This is a genomic window from Parvularculales bacterium (assembly GCA_036881865.1).
Lineage (GTDB): Bacteria > Pseudomonadota > Alphaproteobacteria > JAPOUT01 > JBAJNM01 > JBAJNM01.
In genome coordinates this window covers 1-21,262 of sequence record JBAJNM010000032.1, presented here as the reverse complement: position 1 = coordinate 21,262, position 21,262 = coordinate 1, and the positions used below count along the sequence as shown (strand labels likewise).

Sequence of the window (21,262 nt, the reverse complement as noted above, 5' to 3'; positions counted from 1 at the left end):
CAAGGAGCGCGGTTCAGGTTTTGTCATTCATGAGGAACTGCGCGAGCGCGTAAAAAACCTGCCCGGTATCAATGTGGAAATCACCCAACAAAAGGACGGCCCGCCCACCGGCAAGGATGTTCAGATAGAACTGACATCCACCGATTATGAGGCCATGGTCGATACGGCAAGTTTTATCAGGGAGCATCTGGACAAGAACGTAGCCGGCCTCATCGACCTTGAGGATACCCGTCCCCTGCCCGGTGTCGAGTGGGAACTTGATGTGGACAGGGAAAAAGCCGGACGCTTCGGAACCGATGTTTCATCTATTGGCGCTTTTGTGCAACTGGTCACCACAGGCGCTCTCATCGGTGAATACCGGCCTCATGACGCAGACGAAGAAGTGGAAATCAGGGCGCGTTTCCCGCATGAATACCGTAACATAGATCAACTGGATCAGTTGCGCATAACAACGCCCACGGGCAGCGTGCCGATCAGCAATTTTGTCACGCGCTGGCCAACCCCAAAAATATCCAGCATTGAGCGTATTGACGGACTGCGCCGCATAGAAATCAAGGCCAATACGACGCTGGACCCTGCGACAGGACAGAAGATCCTTGCCGATGACAAGGTCGGAGAAATCAGCGCATGGCTTGAGCAACAGGACATCAATCCCCTCGTTCAGGTACGCTTCAGGGGAGCCAATGAAGAACAGGCCGACGCGCAGGAGTTTCTGGGCAGGGCCATGCTCGGAGTCCTGTTCCTGATGTTTGTGATTCTGCTGACCCAGTTCAACAGTTTTTATCATTCCATATTGACGCTCTCCACGGTTGTGCTTTCCACCGTCGGTGTTATGGCAGGCATGATCATCACGGGGCAGACATTTAGCGTTATCATGACAGGTACCGGAATTGTGGCGCTGGCCGGCATTGTCGTGAACAACTCCATTGTACTTATTGATACCTATCAACGTCTTCTTCGGGATGGTCTTGATCAGATTGAGGCTGCCCTGCGAACCGCCGGACAGCGCTTAAGACCCATTTTGCTGACCACCATCACCACCGTATGCGGCCTTATGCCCATGGCCGTTAAGATGAACATCAATTTTTTCGAGCGTGATATCGTGTTGGGTGATCCGATTTCGTACTGGTGGTCGCAGATGGCGACAGCCATTATTTTCGGTCTTGGTTTTTCGACAATGCTGACGCTGGTTCTGGTGCCCGTTCTGCTGGCAGCACCGGCTGTCTGGCGTGACAGACGCACGGAACGTATGGGAAAACTGCCAACCGAAACAACGCCCACCCCCGCTGAGTAGATCATTACCTGATGTGCTATTATCCGATAGTTTAATAGTCAACGGGTTCCTTCGGGTCAGTATTGATGGCCGGTTGATATTCGCCTTGAGGAAATTAATAAAGGCAGCGGTATTCGCCGGTGCCTACAACCCAATGAATAGGAGAGAAAACATGCAAACATTCACAACATTGCTTTCACTTTGTTCAAGGGTCCCTGCGGTGGCAGCATTCGCTCTGGTCATGGCCTTCGCTTTTAGCGGACCTGTAGTATTTACGACTTCGGCTCATGCCGGCGACGGATTCTTATGTTTCATGGAGGGTTTTACCTCAACAAGTACCGGTGAATGCCGATAAAATTACCTTAGAACCCGATCATTCAATCGTGGCCGGGTTTTTGTCAGGCGTTGAACACTGTTGAAGTCAGGACAGGCAATGACCCGTCGTGCCGGTATATTGTGCGACAAAGATCCCGTGACAGACGGAGGATCAAGATGATCACTACCCCTTATAAGTATCTTGTTTTTGCCTGCACACTGATCATTGTTGCGGCCAATGCCAATGCCCGAAAGATCCCTCATGAAACCAAAGAGCTTACTACCCTCGAACAGAATCTAATTGAGTCATTTCGTATTCATTTTCCTCAAAAAGTTAACGATCAATTGACATGGGTTAGAATATCAAAGAGCGGTGGCGGTATTTTGATGGAAGGCCAACTTAGCTGGAAAAAAAGCGAACTCAATAATATCTATAAAAATGCCGGTGTGCCTCCCGGAAAAATTCCTATGGCGGTTCAGAGAGATAAAGATAACACCATATCAGTAACAAATATGCAGCTTTGCAATTTTGAAGCGGTTAAAAAATATAACGCCATGGGTGGAGTTATGAAGGTGGCATTCAATACGGCAGATGCGCATGAATTCGCCTCTCTGACCGTTTCCTGTACGGAATAGCTTATCGGTTGGCAGGTGTTGCGGTTAACCATTGAGAACGGAGAGGACCCGGCCACAATATTGAGCATGGCTCCCGGTAAACCGGATAGCTGCCGGCACGACAGCGTCTGTGACGCGAAATTATAAGGTGGCTTAAGGCTATCTCATGAAGCGAGTAAGGAGCCCTGCCGTGAATGAACGCCGACGCCTCGTGGTTGGTGGAACCGGAATGCTGGCTCCGCTTTGTCAGGCACTCCCGCCCTCCGAGTTAATCATTGCGGCGAGATTCATATCGAATGAGATGCACGTTTCATCATTTAATGATGAAATCATGATGGTTCCGCTTGATTATACCTGCGACCAATCAGCAACCCTGTTTTTGCACAATTTATCAAAATGGGATCACCTTCAATTTATTATACTTTGGGTTCACTCCTCTAATCATGGCTTTTCACGCCGCATTATCGAAACCGTTTCAACATTCGATATTCCTCCCACGGTTATTCATGTTTTCGGTTCAAAAGAAAAAGACAGCAATTTAATTCAATGTGCCAAAGCGCATAATGTGCGGCTCACCCCGGTTAAATTGGGTAAAATTGAAACACCGGCCGGTTGGCGCTGGCTAACACATCAGGAAATCAGCACACAAGTTGCTGACGCACTGAGAGATGCCGGTACTAACGCCCCCATTTGATTGAACCGGAAAAGACAGGAGCGCTGACCGCATACACGATCAACGCCCCTGAATAATCATCAGAAGATGGAAGTGTCACCTATTCCGGAGTGCACCGTCAAAAGCGCAATTGCACCAGAAGCACTTAAAGTGTATCACCCCAATTCTCATCATCGACTGTCGGTACGGGATAGTCCCTGCGGGGTTCTCCCGGAATTTCGCAATCTCCTACTCCAAAGGCGCAACCCCAATCACCGGCATGGGCGGCCGGTGCCGTAAAAACTGCCGGGCCGCTCAATGCGAATGCCATCATAAGTGCGATTGAAAGTCTTGTTAGTGTCGTCATTTTAAAATCCTCACTTTTCTTCGTAGTTTTAAGGCTGATCATTATATTACCGCATAATTCCGGAGCCACCATTCAAACCGGTTCACATTTAGATTACCGGTTTGTGACCGGGCAAAAAGACGCTGACAGGAAGATCTGATGGTTGGTCAGTATTGACGGGCAGATGAATTGACCCCTTATTTTTTACAGGGACTTACGCGAAGCCGGTGCGGCCTATCTGAATATATTTTTCCCGCCGTGCAGCACGCAAGGAAGCCGGTGAGGCGTCGGACAAGTCCACCAACATTTTTTCAATAGCGTCTCCCACATTCGCCATGGTACCGGCCGGACTGCGGTGAGCCCCTCCGACAGGTTCCGGTATGATTTTATCGATCACGCCCAGGTCCAAAAGATTTTGCGCCGTGATTTTCATAGCTGCTGCCGCATCATGGGCTTTGTCGGCAACCCGCCAGAGAATAGAGGCCGATGCCTCGGGAGAGGCCACGGTATAGATACTATGCTCAAGCATTAAAACGCGATTGGTGGTCGCCACAGCCACGGCGCCTCCCGAGCCCCCCTCGCCAACCACAATCGATACATTGGGTGTGCTCAAAGACAAACATCTGTCAATACAACGCGCGATAGCCTCAGCCGTCCCGCGCTCCTCCGCTCCCTTGCCCGGGTAAGCCCCCGGCGTGTCCACCATCACGATCACCGGCATGTTAAACCGTTCCGCCATATTCATAAGGCGAATGGCTTTGCGATAACCCTCGGGCCGCGCCATACCAAAATTATGATGCATGCGGGTTTCGGTATCATGACCCTTTTCAAACCCGATCATCATGACGGAGCGTCCCCGAAAGCGTGCAGGCCCGCCCAACACCGCCGCATCTTCCGCAAACATTCTGTCTCCTGCCAGGGGAATAAAATCTTCAAGCAGGGCCCGGGTGTAATCGAGAAAATGAGGCCGGTTCGGATGACGCGCTACCTGTGTTGTCTGCCACGGCTCAAGATTGTCATATATTTTTCTAAGAAGAGTCTCCGCTTTTTCTTCAAGGCTTCTCACTTCTTCAGCGACATCCATCGAGGTGTCCTGTTGTGCAATGGCCTTCATTTCGCTGATTTTATTTTCCAGCTCGGCAACCGGTCTTTCAAATTCAAGATAGGAAACAGTCATTGTACAAGCAGTTCAGACAGGGGTGAGCATCATTTGTTGACGGTAGCGTGCGCCATGGGGTGTTTTTCAGCTACCAGCCGGCGCAATCTTTCTTCCAGTACGTGAGTATAGATCTGGGTCGTTGAAATGTCCGCATGACCTAACATCTGCTGTACAGAGCGCAAATCCGCGCCATTTTCCAAAAGATGACTGGCAAAGGCATGGCGTAAAACATGGGGCGAGACGGCTTTGGGGTCAAGTCCGGCCTGTTCCGCCGCCTGTTTGAGCAGCTGCGCAAACCGGTGGCGGGTCAGATGACCTCCCCGGCCTCCTGAGGGAAAAAGCCAGCGCGAACCGGCGCTTTTCTTGTCTTTTTCGCGCCATACGAGCCACGCCGACAAGGCCTGACAGGCGTTAAACCCAAGAGGAGTCATCCGCTCGCGTCCTCCTTTGCCCTGCACAACCAGAACACGCGTTGCCGGCATGGCGGCCTCGACAGGCAGGCTGACGAGTTCCGAAACCCTCAGGCCGGTGGCATAAAGAATCTCCATAAGACAATGAAGCCGCGCCTGACGATAGGCCTGTCTGTCATCCCGAATCCTATCCGGGGCCTTTGTTACCTCCAGAAGGCGGGAGACATCGGCCATGGACATTACACGGGGCAAAGACCTTGTCAATTTCGGGCCCATTACATCGGCGGTCGGGTCATCGTCGCGAATACGTTCCAGAACCAGAAACCGGTAAAGGCGCCGGATTGCAGAAAGGCGCCGCGCCATAGTGGAGGCTGCCAAACCGGCCTGCTTTAATGATGTCATATATTTTCGTACATGATCGCGCACCGCCTGTCTGATCGGGAAACGCCGGCGTTCCAAAAAGAGACCAAAGTCCGTCAAATCCCGCCGATAGGCCGCAAGCGTGTTATCACGCGCCCCCCTCTCGGCGCTTAACATTTCAAGAAACGCTTCTATGTGACGGGCTTCCTTAACAGCACTCTTTTCCCGGTGCCGCATTTTGTTTCTCTGCCCTTTCATAATCCGCACACGCACCTTTAGTTTAGGTAAATATATACTTTAGCAACAAAAACCAATATTCCCTGAATTTTACCAGTATTGAGCCTCTTGCAGACACCACAAGGTTTCAATGCCTATTCCCTCTCCCCAGATCACCCATAATTGCGCCCAACCAGACAATGCAGAGTATAAACCCCGCTACGACATAGCGTTCAAACATCTACAATTAGATCTTGTCGCCCTGCGAAAGAATGTAGTTGGCTATTTCCCGTCCGGTAGGATTCGGGCCTGCCCATATTAGGTAATAAAGCGGGCTGTTCTTAGTGTTCTTGATGAGGCGGGCGGCAGATGCGTGTCCGAATGTGGTTTTCAGCCGTTCCCTGTACCAGTTGACCAGCGCTTTTGCCGCATCCTGCTCTTTTGTATATATGGCTTCACCAAACAAGTTCTGTTGCTGATTGTACATAACATCAAACCATTTTTCCGATCCAAAATAGCGATCAAGAATTTCTCGATGTCCTTCAGGGATATCACCATCATTATTTGCCAGACGCGTAATCGCCATCCACGGAAAGTTAATAAACACTTCAAATGACTTAGTACGTCCCAGTGCATTCACCGTTTCCCACGGCACATCAGCTCCAAACGGATCAAGGAATACCACTCCTCGCCACTCTTCCCATTTCACTTTTTGACTTAACATCCATAGTAGATATTCACTGCAGTCGCGATCATCAATGCGAATTTTCTTGTCTGAATGTTCTTGTTTTAGTTCTTTCAATTTTCTTCGTTGTTTCTCACTCAGTTCTACAAAAACATATCTGGTGAAAGGGTGTGGTAAGCCAAGAGCAACTCTGGGAGATCCCTCTATGAATTTTTCCTGCTCTGCATCTTCTTCTATCTGCTGTAGATCACTAAAAAAAGGGATCTCGGAATCATCGGTATTCCTCCTCTCTCTTATTCTAGCTTTTCCTGATCCCGCAAATGCATCAATATAAACATACCCCTTAAATTTTTTTTGTTTACGGAGAATTGTTGTATAGGCGGCAAGATATTTTCCTAGGCATTCAAGTTTCTCTTTCGCCCATGGCCCAACTTCCGGTACGAATTGTTCATCGCTCACAGTCTTTGCCCTAGTTGCTTTTTATGAACATGAAGTTGTTTGGGAAATTGATTCCATTCTTTGCCATCTAGAAGCCTGCCACCAGTTTTCGGAGTCCTTCCGCCCCATTGTTTGAAAAAGAATGCAACTTGTGCCTTCACGCATTGATTGCGTATGTCCAATGCCCATTCCGGCTCCATAGAACGTGCTCCCGGGCCGCTTTCACCACCGACAATAACCCAGCTGATGCCATCTAATTCGAGTTTACCTGTCGGGGCTATCAGCGGCTCTACAGAGAGGAACCGGACACTGGCATTGGTTTTTTGCAGATGTGAGATCCGGGACCTGGTTGAACTGTTTTCCACCGATACGCCAAACCACATGTGTGAGGGGCAGGGGTGGTCCGCATAGCGTTTATTGATGAATTTCTGCATCAAGGAACTACGCTTCGTGAGAACCTGATAAATATGCCAGTTTGCCTTCTCCATGGTTTCAAAAACTTTGGTGATGTATTCTCTGGGTATCTGTTTGTGAAATAAATCACTCATGGAATTTACAAAAATCATGCGCGGTTTTTTCCACTCAAGTGGCTGTGAAAGTCGTTCAGGACGGATTGTGAGATCAAATCCAGATTCAAATGGATGTCCCGGCACACCACGAAAACGTTCAGAGAAACGTGCTGCGTAGCAATTGTCGCAACCCACACTAATCTTTGTACAACCCGTTACCGGATTCCACGTTGCATCTGTCCATTCAATTGCGCTTTTATCTGCCATAAATTCTAGTTTTCCTGCTTAATGATGTTAGTCACAACACCCCAGATATGAAGGTTGTTTTCTTCGCGAATTTCTATCGGTCTGTACGCGGCGTTTTCCGGCATCAACGAAACTTCTTCATTTATATGATGCAGTCTCTTGACCGTCAGCTCGCCGTTCATGGCAGCCACGACAATCTTTCCATGTTCCGCGGGCAAGCTCTTATCCACCACCAAAATATCATCTGGCTCAATACCAGCGTCCAGCATGGAGTCTCCATCCACCTGAACGCAGAAAGTATTTTCCGGGTCGCGCACCATCTGCGGCGAAAGCGGTATATGTTCCGCAATGTGGTCATCTGCCCATAAGGGTTCTCCTGCTGCCACTTTACTGGAGAATAGTGGCACCTTATATCCATTCGCCTCTATGAATGCGGTGATGTCGCTCACCATGCTGGCCGGCACGCGCAGTGGTACTGTTTTCTCTCCAAATTTTCCGGATCCCTTGGGCCTGCCAGCGCCCTTCCTCGCTCCACCCCGTGCCATTTCTATCCTGCTTTGAAAATTACACTCATTTTTTTCCTGTTCTCCATAGAATATCGTACAATATTCAAAAAAGCAATATAATAACTTAGGAGAATGTCAGGTGAGTTGTTTCTCAAGAGAAATGGGAAAAAGTTTCTTGCACACTACGCGCATAAGCCAATAATTCTTACACATCTTGCCCATCGCAATGGGGAAAGGGTTGGGGATCAAGTCCGTCAAATCCCGCCGATAGGCCGCAAGCGTATTATCACGCGCCCCCCTCTCGGCGCTTAACATTTCAAGAAACGCTTCTATGTGACGGTCGTCGCGAACAGCATTCTTTTCCCGGTGCCGCATTTTTCTTTCTCTGCCCTTTCATAATCCGCACACGCACCTTTAGTCCGGAGCTTACACGCCTAACCGGTCAAGATTATTCGTATCAAATTATGATACGGTTAAGGCGCTATTCATATCATAATATGATGCAATTAAGGGTGATATTCACCGCAAGCTCCGGCTCTCTAGCGTGCCGCAAGCGGGTCCGGCTGCTCTGCTTTAGCAGTCCTGAAGCGCAGCCAGAACACCGGACGCTTCCGGCCAATTTACCGCCGGCAGGTTTGGCAGGGGTGGACTGTCAGTTCTCTCAAATTCAGAGAGTCAATTATTGAACTCTTCCACCCGTGATTGGGCCAACAGGCGCGTCAGCGCCAAAGTCATTGCCATCATTACAAAATCCCAGCCAGCATGGCAACATTTCATGAATCGGCCTTGCTTCGGCATGAGCGGGTGTGGAAGTAAAAGATACAGGTCCGCTAATGGCGAAAGCCATTACCAGAGCGATAGAAAGTGTTGTTAACGTTTTCATTATTTATCTCCTTAATATCCCTTACGGGAAGGTTTCGCTACGCCCAACCGTAGCCTACACTAATTCCAGACTACCGGATACCCGTATATACACCAGTCAACTCCGGTTCACTTTTCAGTCAATATGAGCTTATGATGGCAGTATGAACCTGTGGGATGTGATCGCTGATCAACATCAAAATGAACCGGAAGTTTATTATCATGATTAAGTGTCTGATTTTCGACTATGACGGAACGCTCGCAGATACTCAAGATGCAATATATGAAGCTTTAATACAGGTGGCCAAAGAATATAATGCACGACAGCCTGATTTTTCAGAAATATCTTCTCACATTGGCTTGCCGTTAGAAAAAATCATACGTGATGTCCTTCAAATTCCGGAAGAATCCGTATTAGAATCCGTAAAACAATACCGCAAAATTTATTCTGCCATCGACATTAATTTAGCAAAACCATTTCCTGACGTGATTAAGACCTTAAATCTTCTAGGGAGTATGGGATACAGTCTGACAATAGCCTCTTCAAAAGCTAATGAATTTATTTACAGGTTTTTAGCAAAATGGGAAGTAGAAGGAATTTTTGATCATGTCATTGGCAGTCAGGATGTTCAAAATCCCAAACCTGACCCGGAAGCCGTTTTTACTTTAGCCCGCAAAACGGGTATCGAGCCTGATGACTGTCTGGTAATCGGAGATACGGTTTTCGACATGCAGATGGGGAAAAGAGCAGGTTCCCGGACTTGCTATGCCCGGTACGGGTATGGCGATGATCAACTAGCCGGGCCCTTTTCGGATTATATTATCAAAAACTTTGATGAAGTGCTTGAGATACTGGAGAAGTAGTTTTACCCGGTGATAGCACCCAACAAAGCCTCCAGAGCGATATGACGTGCTTCCTCCTCAAACCCCACCGCCTGCAGACCATTAATAATTTCCGCCACAACAAAATTATCACCCTGCGCCACACCCTGTTCGCCAAGGGCAAGAAGCGACAACAAAACCACCAATCCCGACTCCCTGTTTTGTATCGCTCTCCTTAAAGACTGCAACAGGGGGGCAAACGAGACGTTGTGCGCCGTTTCCGTTGAAGGCTGCGGCAAGGGTGCGGGCGGTGCTTTTTTCGGCTCTCTTCTTAAAGGCTGCAACACAGGTTCAGACGTAACCGGTTCCGTTGCCGGTTCTGTTGCCGGAGCCAGAGAACGGACGGTAATTTCATGCCACACATCGTCTTTAATTCTGGCTCCCAGAGCGTCCATCACAATAGCCGCCCGCACAACCCGGTCCGCTGCCGCCGGATTGTCCTCCTCCAACCCACCGGACAGAACCCTGTTGACCGTCTCACGCTGCTGATGCAACCACGGCCCGCCCGACACCGCCAGAGGCAACAACGCCAGCGCCTGAAACCCGCCGGGCGTCTCTCCGGATAAAACACCGGCCCAGACGCGCGCTTCATCTTCAGCGCCAATTTGTAGCAGCGCCGACATCATGGCGTTGATCCTTTCCGGCCCTCCACCGGAAACCGCCAGAGCCAGAGGTGAATCCGCCGCAGCAGGCACGCTCATAGCACGCAACATGCTGTCATAAACAGGCACGACGGCACCAAGCGCCTTATGGCTTTGTGCATGGACGAAAGCGGCGGCGATCATTTCCATGCGCCGTTCTTCATCTTCATCAGGTACGTTTTGTACCGCCTGATAGAACAACGCATCCGCCATTACGGGGTTCAGTTTTTTTGATGCCTCTTCAGGACTATTGCGTTCGCTCTCATCAAACTCAATGGCCGCAAACAATTCAGCCAGCGCCGCTCCCTCAACAAGACCCCGTGCGACGGCCCGCTCACCGGCGGCAAGCCGTCCTTCGTCCGCTAACAGGGGTGTCTGCATCAACCAGGGCAGAAGGGATGCATCGGTACGGGATACAATATCAGGGGGCAAGGGAAACTGGCCCAAATAAAAAAGTGCCGCATATATTGGTGTCAACCGCTCTATTTCCGGCGCCTCATCCGCCACACCATCGGCAATCAAAGAGACAAAATGCTCAAAAAGAGCATCGTTAAATCCATCCTCACGGGCAATGCTCACGACCAGTCCGGCCTCAGACCCCTCACCCGCCGCCAGCAGACAAAGTGTTTCCATGCGCACAAACGACTCCGATAACCCGCTCTCTTCCTCCGGGGACGATGCCGGAAAGCCGGAAAGATCACACGCCGCCTCATAATCACCCTGCGCCAAAGCCGCACGCCGCACCATCAAAAAAATATCTCTGTCCTGTCGTGCCGCACTCCCTGCCAGCGCAGCACTCTCGCGTATATCCTGCGTCCGCCCCATGACCTCAAGAGCCCTGAGACGTGCCTTCAAATAGGGCAACGCTTCACCGCTTCCCTCTTCACCGGAGGTAACGGCCGGAGACAGTAATAACCGCCGTATCAAACGACCCTGAGCAGGAGAAGGCGGTTCATCCGGCAAGAGAGTCATCAACGCGATGACATGGTTCCGGCCTGTAGCAGGCCACGTGAGACTGTTCAATTCATCAACCGTCTCCAGAGGCTTAGCGGTAATACCGGCCGGCAGTTCCTTTGACTGCGGGAGTTCGGTTGGTGGTTCCGTTTGCAGTTCCTGCGACTGTGGCAATCCGGTTGGCAATTCCCGAGGCAGTTCTATTGGCAGTTCCTGCGGTAATTCCGTTGGCAACTCTTGTGGCTGCGGTTGCTCTGCCGGCAATTCTTGCGACGGCGGTAATTCGACCGGAAACTCCTGCGGCAATTCCACTGGCAGTTCCTGCGGTAATTCCGCTGGCAACTCTTGTGGCTGCGGTTGCTCTGCCGGCAATTCTTGCGACGGCAGTAATTCGACCGGAAACTTCTGCGGCAATTCTATTGGCAGTTCCTGTGACTGCGATGCTGTCACAGATGTACCCAACAGCACGATCACGCCCAGAAAAAAGGGCAAAAAAGGCCACAACACCCCTGAATTTTTCGGCATATTTATCACGGGAGAGGGCACCATCGCTTCAATCTGTACAAAAACCGAGACTAACTATAATGTTAGCCTCTTACCTACTTTTTAACAATCGGGCCTTTTTAACAATCAGCCGCCTTTACAGCGTATGAAGGAATCTCACCCCCTGTCACCCCCTGACCTGTCATCATCCGGCCCCCAAAACCCCACCGATATAACCATCGTTCTGGTCGGCATGATGGGTGCAGGCAAGACCAGTGTCGGGCGATGTCTGGCGGCGCGTCTCGGTCTCGCGTTCACGGATGCGGACGCCGCCATCGAGCAAACGACCGGCAAGACCATTGCCCGGATTTTCCAGATTTACGGCGAGCCCGCTTTTAGAAATAAAGAACGCCATATCATGACAAAACTCCTGACACACTCCGGCGGTATTATTGCGGCGGGCGGTGGAGCCTTCATGGACCCTCACATTCGCCGGTGCATCCGCGAGCGGGCTATTTCCGTATGGCTCAAGGCCGATCCGGACCGTCTGTTGCGGCGGGTTCACAATAGCCGCACGCGGCCCCTTCTGAACGCGGGAAACCCTCGCACAACACTGGCGCGTCTGATAAAACAACGTTATCCGATATACAATCTTGCAGATCTTACCGTTGACGGCAGCGACAGGTCCCCTTCCGCCGTGGCGGAGGACATTATTGAACGTTTGCCATCCGTAACAAGAAAGACATCCTCATGGAAACCCTGACCGTTCCTCTCGGAGAACGCTCTTACCCTATTCATGTCGGCGACGATGTGCTCTCCAAGGCGGGAAGCCTCATTGCCCCCCTGCTGGCACGTCCTTATGTGGCGGTGGTCAGTGACGAAACCGTCGCCCATCACCACGGCGAGGCCTTAACGGCCGGTCTGGACGGGGCGGGCATCCGGCATGATTTTTTTTCCATGCCGCCCGGCGAACCGATCAAATCTTTCACCGGCCTTGAAACTTTACTGAACAGCCTGTCTGACGCGGGTGTCGAGCGCAACGACACTATCATCGCCCTGGGCGGCGGTGTCATCGGAGACCTCACCGGTTTTGCCGCGAGTGTTTTACGCCGCGGCGTCTCTTTTATCCAAATGCCGACGACTTTGCTGGCACAGGTCGACTCTTCCGTCGGGGGTAAAACCGGCATCAACACACGTCATGGCAAAAATCTGGTCGGGGCCTTTCACCAGCCCAAAGCGGTATTGAGTGACATCGGCACCCTTGACAGTTTGCCCCCGCGTGACATGCGGGCCGGCTATGCCGAGGTGGTCAAATATGCCCTGATTGAAAACATCCGGATTGACAACACAGGTTTTCTCGACTGGCTGGAGGCTCACGGCGAGGCTTTATTAGAGGGCGACAAAACGCTCAGACAAAAAGCGATTATTACCAGTTGCGCCGCCAAGGCCGACATCGTTGCCGCCGATGAAACCGAGGCCGACAAACGGATGCTCCTCAATCTGGGGCATACGTTCGGTCATGCGCTGGAAGCCGCTACCGGCTACTCGGACAGGCTTGTTCACGGCGAGGCGGTCGCGGTGGGCATGGTCATGGCGTTTGATTTTTCGGTGCGCCTTGGCCTATGCCCGGCGGATGATGCAACACGGGTACGCCACCATCTGCAACAATCGGGGCTGCCGGTTGCCTGTGGCGATATTCCGGGCATTCTGCCCGATGCCGACGCTCTCATGGACCTGATGCAACAGGATAAAAAAACCACCGACGGACAGCTTGTTTTCATTCTTGCCCGCGGCACAGGTCAGGCCTTTGTAAGCCGCGATGTGCCCCGTGAGACGCTCAGAGATTTTTTGACGGAGATAAAAGCAACATGACAACACTTTTTCTTATTACCACAGGGGGAGCGATTATCTTTCTCATGGGGATGTCGGCGTTTTTTTCCGGATCGGAAACAGCGCTGACCGCCGTCTCTCGGGCGCGGATGCACCGTCTCGCCGCAGAGGGCAATCTCCGCGCGCAAACCGTCAATACGCTGATCTATAACCGCGAGCAGTTAATCGGCGCCATCCTGCTTGGCAACAACCTCACCAACATTCTCGCTTCGGCGCTGGCAACGAGCGTGTTCCTGACCCTGTTCGGGGCGCCGGGGGTGGCATACGCCACCATCATCATGACGGCGCTGGTGGTCATTTTCGCCGAAGTCCTTCCCAAAACATGGGCCATAAGCCGGGCCGACGACATTGCATTGTGGCTGGCCCCTGCGGTCAAACTTGTGGTGCGTCTGTTTTCACCCGTTGCAGCCGTCATGACCTACGCGGCCACCCGTGCGCTGCGTCTTGTCGGTGCCGAAGTACACAACCAACCCGGACAGGTCAGTGCGGATGAAGAATTGCGCGGAACCATCGACCTTCATCATCAGGAGGGCCGGGTCGTCAAGGACTCGCGCGACATGATCGGCGGCATTCTTGACCTCAAGGCCGTCGAGGTCAACGAGGTCATGGTCCACAGAAAAAACATGGCCATGGCGGATGCCGACCTTGCGCCTGCCGATCTGGTCAATCAGGTTCTTGCGGGACAGCACTCGCGTATCCCCTTATGGCGCGATGAGCCGGAAAATGTCATCGGCACCTTGCACGCCCGTGATCTGCTTGATGCGCTTGTCAAAAGCGGCGGCGATATTAACGCTCTGGATATTCCTTCCCTAACCAGAAAGCCATGGTTTGTGCCGGAGACGATATCACTGCAAAACCAGCTGGATGCTTTTCTGCGCCGCAAAAGCCATTTTGCTTTCGTGATCGATGAATATGGCGGTCTGATGGGGCTCGTAACGCTGGAGGATATTCTTGAAGAGATTGTCGGCAACATTTCCGACGAGCATGACATTGATATACGCGGGGTGCGGCCGCAACCGAACGGGTCGGTCAATGTCGACGGCAACGTGACCATCCGCGATCTTAACCGGGCGATGGACTGGTCTTTACCCGACGAAGAAGCGACCACCGTTGCCGGTCTTGTCATTCATGAAGCGCATGTCATTCCTGACGCCGGTCAGATGTTTACCTTTCATGACTTCAGGTTTGAAATCCTGCGCCGCCACCGCAATCAGATCACCGCTCTCAGAATTACCCCGCAGCAACCGGATCAATAAGTCAGACCAATAATCAGACCAATGAGCGGCGGTCATGCTCCTGAGGTGTCAGGATGTCCAGACCGAGGGCGTGCACCGGTCCGGCCAGAGCTTCTTCAAGGGCCTTCATGACCATGCGGTGGCGTTCCAGACGTGATTTATCTGCAAAACATGACGCCACAATCGTGACCTGAAAATGGCTTTGCCCCCCTTCGCGCGCACCGGCGTGACCCTTGTGACGGGCCGAGTCATCAATCACCTCAAGATGCGCCGGCGCAAAACTCTCCGTCAATCTGTTCCGGATGAAATCACCGACAGATGATTCTCCGGCAAACATTTCTTTGGCAGATGAACTTTCAGGCATAATCACTCCGCACCTATTATAATGACATTCTATCATGTCCTGCCCTGCTTGTATTGTCGTGTCCGGCGTTTCATAATCGGGGGGTTATGAAGGCCGATTCAAAACTGTTTGACAGAATCCGGATTAAACCCCCGCGCCGTAAGCAAGAGCCGGAGCAGGGAACACGCTCCTGCTCATGGCCCGGGTGCCGTGATTCAGGACATTACCCCGCACCGGTTGGCCGTCATGCCGGAAACATGTACCGGTGGTTCTGCCTGGAGCACGTCAGGGAATACAACCGCAATTATAATTATTTCACCGGCATGAGCGACGAGGAAATCGCCGCCTACCAGAAAGCCGCCCTTACCGGTTTACGCCCAACGTGGATGATGGGCTCGCGGTCAGGCGAATCCTTCCGGGCCTTTGACCCGATGGATCTTGCCATGGACATTCCCGGCACACCATGGAGCAGGGATGACCAATACCGTTCTCCCATGCGGCGGCGGCCCCTGCGGCCTCTTGAGCGCCGGGCGCTGGAAATTCTGGACCTTGAGGAGACCGCCACCTTCAGCGAAATCAGGGCACGCTATAAGGAATTGGTGAAACGTCACCATCCTGATGCCAATGGCGGCAAGAAAGATGCAACAGATTTGCTAATCCGGGTCATTCAGGCCTATGACTGTCTTAAATCTGCTGGTATTTTCCAGATGGAAACCGAAACGCAGTCCGGCAACAGTTAAGGAAAATCATAATGACGGCCATGGAAAAACGAGAGAGCAGAAGATCAGACACGCCGGATATAAGTGTTTCAGCGCGGAAGGTATTCAAGATTGACGTGGATATGGACGTCCCCGCCTTCTCGGAGCCGGAAGACCATGTGCCTGATCTGGACCCCGACTACGTTTTCAACCGCGATACCACTCTGGCGTTGCTGGCAGGGTTTGCGCATAACCGCCGGGTGATGGTGCAGGGGTATCACGGTACGGGGAAGTCAACGCATATCGAGCAGGTCGCCGCGCGCCTTAACTGGCCCTGCGTCCGGGTTAATCTGGACAGTCATATCAGCCGCATTGATCTTGTGGGACGCGATGCCATCGTGTTGCAAGACGGCAAACAGGTCACGGAGTTTCGCGAAGGCATTCTGCCATGGGCGCTGCAAAGTCCGACAGCTCTCGTATTCGACGAATATGACGCCGGACGTCCCGATGTCATGTTTGTCATTCAACGGGTGCTGGAAGTTTCCGGCAAACTCACCCTGCTGGACCAAAATCAGGTTATCCGTCCGCACCCCTCTTTCCGCCTGTTTTCAACAACCAATACGGTAGGGCTCGGGGATACCAGCGGTCTTTATCACGGCACGCAGCAGATCAATCAGGGTCAGATGGACCGGTGGAATGTTGTCTGCACGTTGAACTATCTGCCCCATGATGAAGAATCGCGCATCGTTCTGGCGAAGGCAAAAGAATATCAGAACGCCGAAGGACGCGATAAAATCGCCGCCATGGTGCGCGTGGCGGACCTGACGCGTGCGGCCTTTATCAATGGCGACATTTCAACGGTCATGAGCCCGCGGACGGTTTTGACGTGGGCCGAGAATGCCACAATATTCAAGGATACCGGGTTTGCCTTTCAGGCGACATTCCTCAACAAATGCGATGAGTTGGAGCGGCCTGCCATCGCCGAGTTTTATCAACGCTGCTTTGGCGAAGAACTGCCGGACCATGGCCCACACAACGGGATTGTGCCAGACGCCCTGAAAAAACCCGCGCAGAAAAAAACGGACAAGGCGGCAACGCAATAGATAAAATTCATGCCGCAAAACAACTCCTCCCAGGATTCCTTCAAGCAGGCGCTGACCACGGCGATGCGGGCCATTTCGGGCGAGCATGAACTGACGGTTACGTTCAGCGTTGACACTCCCGCGCTTAACGGACTGAAAGCCCGCCTGCCCCTGCCCTCGCGGGAGATGACGCACGTAGATGTTGCGTGCGCACGCGGACAGGGCGATCTGCTCGCACTGGGACTGGCGCACCATGACGAGGCGATTGCGACACGCCTGCAACCGACGGGGAGTAATGCGCGGGCCATTTTTGATGCGGTGGAAGAGGCGCGGGTTGCGGCCATCGGCACTCATGCGATGAAAGGCATTGCCAATAATCTTGATGCAGCCCTTGAGCGGCGGTGCCGGGCAAACGGGCTGGACAAAATACAAGATCAGACCGAAGCACCCCTGCCGGAGATGATGGCGCTGATGGCGCGGGAGAAACTGACCGGTCTTGAGCCGCCGGAAGCGGCGCGGGATATCATGGACAAATGGCGGCCGTGGGTTGAGGAGAAGGCGGGGGAGTCTCTTGAGCGTCTGGCGGATGCGGTGACGGATCAGGCTCTCTTCAGCCGCATTGTGCGCGAAATTATTGCGGATATCGGTTTTGAAGACGAGCTGGGAGAAACCAACGACAACCCGGAGACGGAAGAACCGGGTGACGAGGGTGATCAGCAGGAACAGGAGAATGAAAGCCAGGAGGGAGAAGAAGGGCAACCGGAGGGGATGTCTGCCGAGAATGTTGACCATACGGAAGGGGCCGATGACGATGATGAGGGAGACAGTGTGCGGGTTGATGCGGAAAACCCGCCGGAGCAGCAAGGCGAGCTTGAAGAAGAGGGTGACGGTAATCAGCCGCAACTGGCCGGGGCCAGCGCTTCCGGACGTAACGCGGCCCACTATAATGTCTATACAACGGCGTTTGACGAGACCATCACCGCCGAAGATTTATGCGATATTGAAGAACTGGCCCGCCTGAGGCGTCAGCTTGACCAGCAACTCTCTCACCTTCAGGGGGTCGTGTCGCGGCTGGCCAACCGTCTGCAGCGGCGGTTGCTGGCGCAGCAAAACCGCTCGTGGGAGTTTGACCTTGAGGACGGCATATTAAATGCCGCCCGTCTGACGCGGGTGATCTGTGACCCATCTCATCCCCTTTCCTACAAAGCGGAACAGGCCATGTCGTTCCGCGATACGGTGGTCCCCCTTTTGCTGGATAATTCAGGCTCGATGCGCGGCAGGCCCATTACCGTCGCGGCGGTGTGTGCGGATATTCTGGCGCGCACCATGGAACGCTGTAACGTCAGGGTCGAGATATTAGGCTTTACGACGCGTCAATGGAAAGGCGGGCAATCCCGCGAACGATGGGTTGACGAGGGCAAGCCTGCCAAACCGGGACGGCTTAATGATCTGCGTCATATCATCTACAAAAATGCCGACAGCCCGTGGCGGCGCGCCCGGCGTAATCTGGGTCTGATGATGCGCGAAGGGCTGCTCAAAGAAAACATCGACGGCGAAGCGCTGATGTGGGCACATGACCGCCTGATCAGACGGCCCGAGCAGCGGCGCATTCTGATGGTGATTTCCGACGGCGCACCGGTGGATGATTCAACGCTGTCCGTCAATGCGGGCAATTATCTGGAACGGCATTTGCGCGAGGCCATCAGTTTTATCGAGGAGCAATCACCGGTGGAACTCACGGCGATTGGCATAGGCCATGACGTCACGCGCTATTATAAACGCGCCGTGACCATTGTGGACGCCGAACAATTAGGCGGCGTGATGGTTGATAAATTAGCGGAACTGTTTGACAGCGATGCAGCACACTCTAAAGCCCCCCGGGGCCTGCCCCCGCGGAGCAGACGGGCTACGGGCTCGCGACGACTTTCTGCACCTGGGCCTTCTGCACCTGCCGCCTAATTCTTTTAGCCTTAAGAGAGAGTTTTGACTCTCTTACCTTGAGCAGATAGGCATCCAGCCCGCCCACATGCTCAACGGAGCGCAAGGCATGAGCGCTGATGCGCAAGCGCACCGCACGGCCCAACGCCTCGCTGTGGAGAGAGACCTGACACAGGTTCGGCAAGAAGCGCCGCCGTGTTCTATTATTGGCGTGGCTTACATTATTGCCGCTCTGGACGGTTTTGCCGGAGATATCGCAACGGCGGGACATGGACTTATCCTCAAATTCTGGTTGGTTAATGCCGGATAGCACGCCCGAATATAGCCTGAAAACGGTTTAGGTCAAGGGGTAGAAGAACCATTCATTCGTGCCGGACTTCTGCCGCCCCTTATCTATCCGTCTCTTCATTATCTCTATTCTTTCCTGATTTTGGCAGTCTACTTTTGACATTATCTACTACCTGATTAGTAAGCTCCTGAAATGGATGCTCGGCAGCCATTTTTTTACCATCAATTTTGTCAGCAGGATTAAATGACAATTCACGAAATGCGAAAAACGCTATAACGTCTTCGTATCCGGGGGCTTGCCGCTTGAAGCCGTCAACGGAAGTGGCAATAGAGTATTTGTATGCGTAGTGCTCTTTGAGTTTAAAAAGATTTGCATGTTTTCGTGCATTAAAAAGTGTTAGCCATGATGCCGGAAGAATCAGAGTTGCCCGAATAAGAAACCCTGCCAGTGAATCTCTTGTCTCTTGTGCGCTCTTACTAAATTCCACCCCGATTAACCCTTTTGATATTACAGGGAAGAAGTAATCCAGAATTGGCAGGCAGGTAATAAACAGAATAACTATTGAAGAGTAGAAACCCACACTCGCCCATTTTAGCTTGACGCCTAACTTTTCATGAATCTCCCCAAATGTCGAAGCTAGCCCAGCGACAGTTGCACCTGTAAGCATCTGCTCTGATCGCTCTATACGCTCATCAATCATTTCCTGAGAGTCATGCACGTGAGTGATAGCCTCATCAAGATTTGTTCTGGCTAAATCATAGTTTTGGTTTCTCGAATCCATTATTCTATCAAAACTCTCAAATTCACTTTGGAACGCATCAACGGAATTTTTAAGGGTATCGGCGTCTCTTGTTATTTCGCGGATTTGTTCAATCCTTGCATTGATTTCATTTGTTTCTTGTTGCTTGGTTTGATTATCTTCTTGGGCCTGTTTCCGAATGCTCTCAATTTCTTGTTGATATTGAGCGATGGTTTCGTGAGCACTATTTATCTCTTTTTCCTTTTTACGAGCATCCTTAATAGAACCTGCAACTTCTCCTAATACGGAAGGCCAACTGTCCAAGGTACTTTTGATGTCGCTCAACTCCTCGGCAGAAATTAGTTGCCGCACTTCAAGAGCACTGCGAAGCATGCTGTCTGATGAGCCAAGAAGACTCTGTTGGATAAGTGTAATAAGTGAAAATTGCAATCCGGGTGGAGCATGCACATTGGCATTTTCGCCCTCGATTTGCGTGATGCCACCACTATTTACAGCATTTTGATAGTGCTGAAACAGATACTCGATAGATTGCTTGCATTGACTGATTGTATTTTTTAATTCCCTTGCTAATGCAAACGGAATTAGGGTTTTTCCTTCACTATCCACAATTTCTTTTATGATATTATTTGTAATCTCAATACGAGTTAGAAAATCTGATATTTTTATGTCCACATCTTCATTTGGTATCTGTAGAGATAAGTCAAAACGCGATCCGTCATCAGCTTCAGTGTTCTGAAGCAATCGCTTGAATCCTTCATACTGACCATCAAACTCCTCAGCTATCTGTCTTAATTGATCTGCCATAATTGTTCCTATTCACTACTTAAAGGAATTGAGAGAATAAAGCGTAATTCGTTATTCTGTTAATTTCAACGATTTTGCCCTGCCACTCGCTTACTTCCTGCGCCGAATACAGTGCGGGTTACCCAACCAAGCACGGCCATTCCAGTTTGATGCGATGTTCATGTGATACAGAATATCAATCTTGCCCAGATTGTAACGATGGCTGGTTCATTGAACTAACAAGACCTTATAGTACCTGCTTATGGTGTGTTAGATTCCCAAGATGCAAAGGCAAGAAACGTTTGGTGTGAATAGCCGACAGCATTGTTAAATGAGGTTTGTTATCTTACAAATGGGTTATCTGGAAACGATAGGAAGATGAAGTAAAAGGAGAAAATAATGGAAAACTCTGGAATGTTCACTCGGGCTATAGTGATGTTGCTCTCTCTTCTTATTGTTGCGGGTGTGAGCTGCCCCCATCAACACGTCCAGTTTGAAAGTTAGTGTATGGTCGGTCTTGGGTCAATCGGGATGATCGTTTCCGGCACCGGTGGTCTGTATCCAAGTGCCGAATGCGGTCGTCTGGTATTGTAGTGGACACGCCATTGCTCAATCAGAATCTGCGCTTCCTTGAGCGTGTAGAATATCTCCCCGTTTAACAACTCGTCCCGGAAGCGTCCGTTGAAGCTTTCT

General features: G+C 51.6%; 24 protein-coding genes. 11 read left to right on the top strand and 13 right to left on the bottom strand.

Annotation, left to right across the window (positions count from 1 at the left end; all coding sequences use genetic code 11):
* The 4 genes from V6Z81_07575 to V6Z81_07560 form a co-directional block, all read left to right on the top strand.
* A partial coding sequence (locus tag V6Z81_07575; protein ID MEG9862345.1) for an efflux RND transporter permease subunit occupies nt 1-1,294 on the top strand: 1,294 nt, incomplete at its 5' end.
* Between the two features lie 151 nt (nt 1,295-1,445).
* Entirely contained in the window at nt 1,446-1,628 is a 183-nt protein-coding gene (locus V6Z81_07570; GenBank protein MEG9862344.1) for a hypothetical protein, read from the top strand.
* Between the two features lie 137 nt (nt 1,629-1,765).
* A complete protein-coding gene (locus V6Z81_07565) occupies nt 1,766-2,224 on the top strand; it encodes a hypothetical protein (GenBank protein ID MEG9862343.1) in 459 nt (152 codons plus the stop codon).
* Nucleotides 2,225-2,432: 208 nt separating this feature from the next.
* Nucleotides 2,433-2,897, top strand: coding sequence for a hypothetical protein (locus V6Z81_07560; GenBank protein MEG9862342.1), 465 nt, complete (start codon nt 2,433-2,435; stop codon nt 2,895-2,897).
* Between the two features lie 124 nt (nt 2,898-3,021).
* Here V6Z81_07560 and V6Z81_07555 read toward each other — a convergent pair whose 3' ends face one another.
* The 8 genes from V6Z81_07555 to V6Z81_07520 all read right to left on the bottom strand — a co-directional run bounded on the left by V6Z81_07555 (nt 3,022) and on the right by V6Z81_07520 (nt 8,613).
* On the bottom strand, nt 3,022-3,222 hold the full coding sequence (locus tag V6Z81_07555) for a hypothetical protein (GenBank protein ID MEG9862341.1): 201 nt from the start codon (nt 3,220-3,222) through the stop codon (nt 3,022-3,024).
* Between the two features lie 193 nt (nt 3,223-3,415).
* On the bottom strand, nt 3,416-4,378 hold the full coding sequence (locus tag V6Z81_07550; protein ID MEG9862340.1) for an acetyl-CoA carboxylase carboxyltransferase subunit alpha: 963 nt from the start codon (nt 4,376-4,378) through the stop codon (nt 3,416-3,418).
* A 29-nt stretch (nt 4,379-4,407) separates the two neighbouring features.
* Nucleotides 4,408-5,367: a site-specific tyrosine recombinase XerD gene (locus V6Z81_07545; protein MEG9862339.1), complete on the bottom strand. Its 960-nt coding sequence runs from the start codon at nt 5,365-5,367 to the stop codon at nt 4,408-4,410.
* Between the two features lie 226 nt (nt 5,368-5,593).
* Nucleotides 5,594-6,490, bottom strand: a complete 897-nt coding sequence (locus V6Z81_07540; GenBank protein ID MEG9862338.1) for a three-Cys-motif partner protein TcmP — start codon at nt 6,488-6,490, stop codon at nt 5,594-5,596.
* Nucleotides 6,487-7,245: a phage Gp37/Gp68 family protein gene (locus tag V6Z81_07535; GenBank protein ID MEG9862337.1), complete on the bottom strand. Its 759-nt coding sequence runs from the start codon at nt 7,243-7,245 to the stop codon at nt 6,487-6,489. Before V6Z81_07535 ends, V6Z81_07540 begins: the two co-directional genes overlap by 4 nt.
* Nucleotides 7,246-7,250: 5 nt before the next feature.
* Nucleotides 7,251-7,769, bottom strand: coding sequence for a translesion error-prone DNA polymerase V autoproteolytic subunit (umuD, locus tag V6Z81_07530; GenBank protein MEG9862336.1), 519 nt, complete (start codon nt 7,767-7,769; stop codon nt 7,251-7,253).
* 96 nt (nt 7,770-7,865) lie between these two features.
* Nucleotides 7,866-8,105 (bottom strand): site-specific integrase, encoded by a 240-nt coding sequence (locus V6Z81_07525; protein ID MEG9862335.1) that lies wholly within the window; start codon nt 8,103-8,105, stop codon nt 7,866-7,868.
* 304 nt (nt 8,106-8,409) lie between these two features.
* Nucleotides 8,410-8,613: a hypothetical protein gene (locus tag V6Z81_07520; protein MEG9862334.1), complete on the bottom strand. Its 204-nt coding sequence runs from the start codon at nt 8,611-8,613 to the stop codon at nt 8,410-8,412.
* A 200-nt stretch (nt 8,614-8,813) separates the two neighbouring features.
* On the opposite strand from V6Z81_07520, the gene V6Z81_07515 reads away from it, so the two are divergent.
* Complete coding sequence (locus tag V6Z81_07515; GenBank protein MEG9862333.1) at nt 8,814-9,455, top strand: HAD family hydrolase; 642 nt, start codon at nt 8,814-8,816, stop codon at nt 9,453-9,455.
* Between the two features lie 2 nt (nt 9,456-9,457).
* Here V6Z81_07515 and V6Z81_07510 read toward each other — a convergent pair whose 3' ends face one another.
* Entirely contained in the window at nt 9,458-11,593 is a 2,136-nt protein-coding gene (locus tag V6Z81_07510; protein ID MEG9862332.1) for a hypothetical protein, read from the bottom strand.
* Between the two features lie 124 nt (nt 11,594-11,717).
* Here V6Z81_07510 and V6Z81_07505 point away from each other — a divergent pair, with 124 nt between their 5' ends.
* From V6Z81_07505 to V6Z81_07495, 3 genes are read left to right on the top strand one after another with little or no spacing between them, the layout of a single operon-like run.
* Nucleotides 11,718-12,314: a shikimate kinase gene (locus tag V6Z81_07505; protein MEG9862331.1), complete on the top strand. Its 597-nt coding sequence runs from the start codon at nt 11,718-11,720 to the stop codon at nt 12,312-12,314.
* Entirely contained in the window at nt 12,302-13,423 is a 1,122-nt protein-coding gene (aroB, locus tag V6Z81_07500) for a 3-dehydroquinate synthase (protein ID MEG9862330.1), read from the top strand. Before V6Z81_07505 ends, aroB begins: the two co-directional genes overlap by 13 nt.
* Complete coding sequence (locus V6Z81_07495) at nt 13,420-14,697, top strand: HlyC/CorC family transporter (protein MEG9862329.1); 1,278 nt, start codon at nt 13,420-13,422, stop codon at nt 14,695-14,697. Before aroB ends, V6Z81_07495 begins: the two co-directional genes overlap by 4 nt.
* 13 nt (nt 14,698-14,710) lie before the next feature.
* On the opposite strand, the gene V6Z81_07490 is transcribed toward V6Z81_07495, so the two are convergent.
* A complete protein-coding gene (locus V6Z81_07490) occupies nt 14,711-15,040 on the bottom strand; it encodes a BolA family protein (protein MEG9862328.1) in 330 nt (109 codons plus the stop codon).
* 86 nt (nt 15,041-15,126) lie between these two features.
* Here V6Z81_07490 and V6Z81_07485 point away from each other — a divergent pair, with 86 nt between their 5' ends.
* The 3 genes from V6Z81_07485 to cobT are packed head-to-tail and all read left to right on the top strand — an operon-like array spanning nt 15,127 to nt 18,758.
* Nucleotides 15,127-15,759: a J domain-containing protein gene (locus tag V6Z81_07485; protein MEG9862327.1), complete on the top strand. Its 633-nt coding sequence runs from the start codon at nt 15,127-15,129 to the stop codon at nt 15,757-15,759.
* Between the two features lie 11 nt (nt 15,760-15,770).
* The gene (cobS, locus tag V6Z81_07480) at nt 15,771-16,820 is read left to right on the top strand and encodes a cobaltochelatase subunit CobS (protein ID MEG9862326.1); all 1,050 of its coding nucleotides are present in this window, start codon (nt 15,771-15,773) and stop codon (nt 16,818-16,820) included.
* 9 nt (nt 16,821-16,829) lie between these two features.
* Nucleotides 16,830-18,758, top strand: a complete 1,929-nt coding sequence (cobT, locus tag V6Z81_07475) for a cobaltochelatase subunit CobT (GenBank protein ID MEG9862325.1) — start codon at nt 16,830-16,832, stop codon at nt 18,756-18,758.
* On the opposite strand, the gene rpmB is transcribed toward cobT, so the two are convergent.
* The 3 genes from rpmB to V6Z81_07460 form a co-directional block, all read right to left on the bottom strand.
* Nucleotides 18,706-19,008, bottom strand: a complete 303-nt coding sequence (gene rpmB, locus V6Z81_07470; protein MEG9862324.1) for a 50S ribosomal protein L28 — start codon at nt 19,006-19,008, stop codon at nt 18,706-18,708. The two genes, cobT and rpmB, sit on opposite strands and share 53 nt — an antisense overlap.
* 118 nt (nt 19,009-19,126) lie before the next feature.
* A complete protein-coding gene (locus tag V6Z81_07465; protein ID MEG9862323.1) occupies nt 19,127-20,590 on the bottom strand; it encodes a hypothetical protein in 1,464 nt (487 codons plus the stop codon).
* A 479-nt stretch (nt 20,591-21,069) separates the two neighbouring features.
* Nucleotides 21,070-21,262 (bottom strand): transposase (locus V6Z81_07460; GenBank protein ID MEG9862322.1); only part of this gene is annotated, 193 nt, incomplete at its 5' end.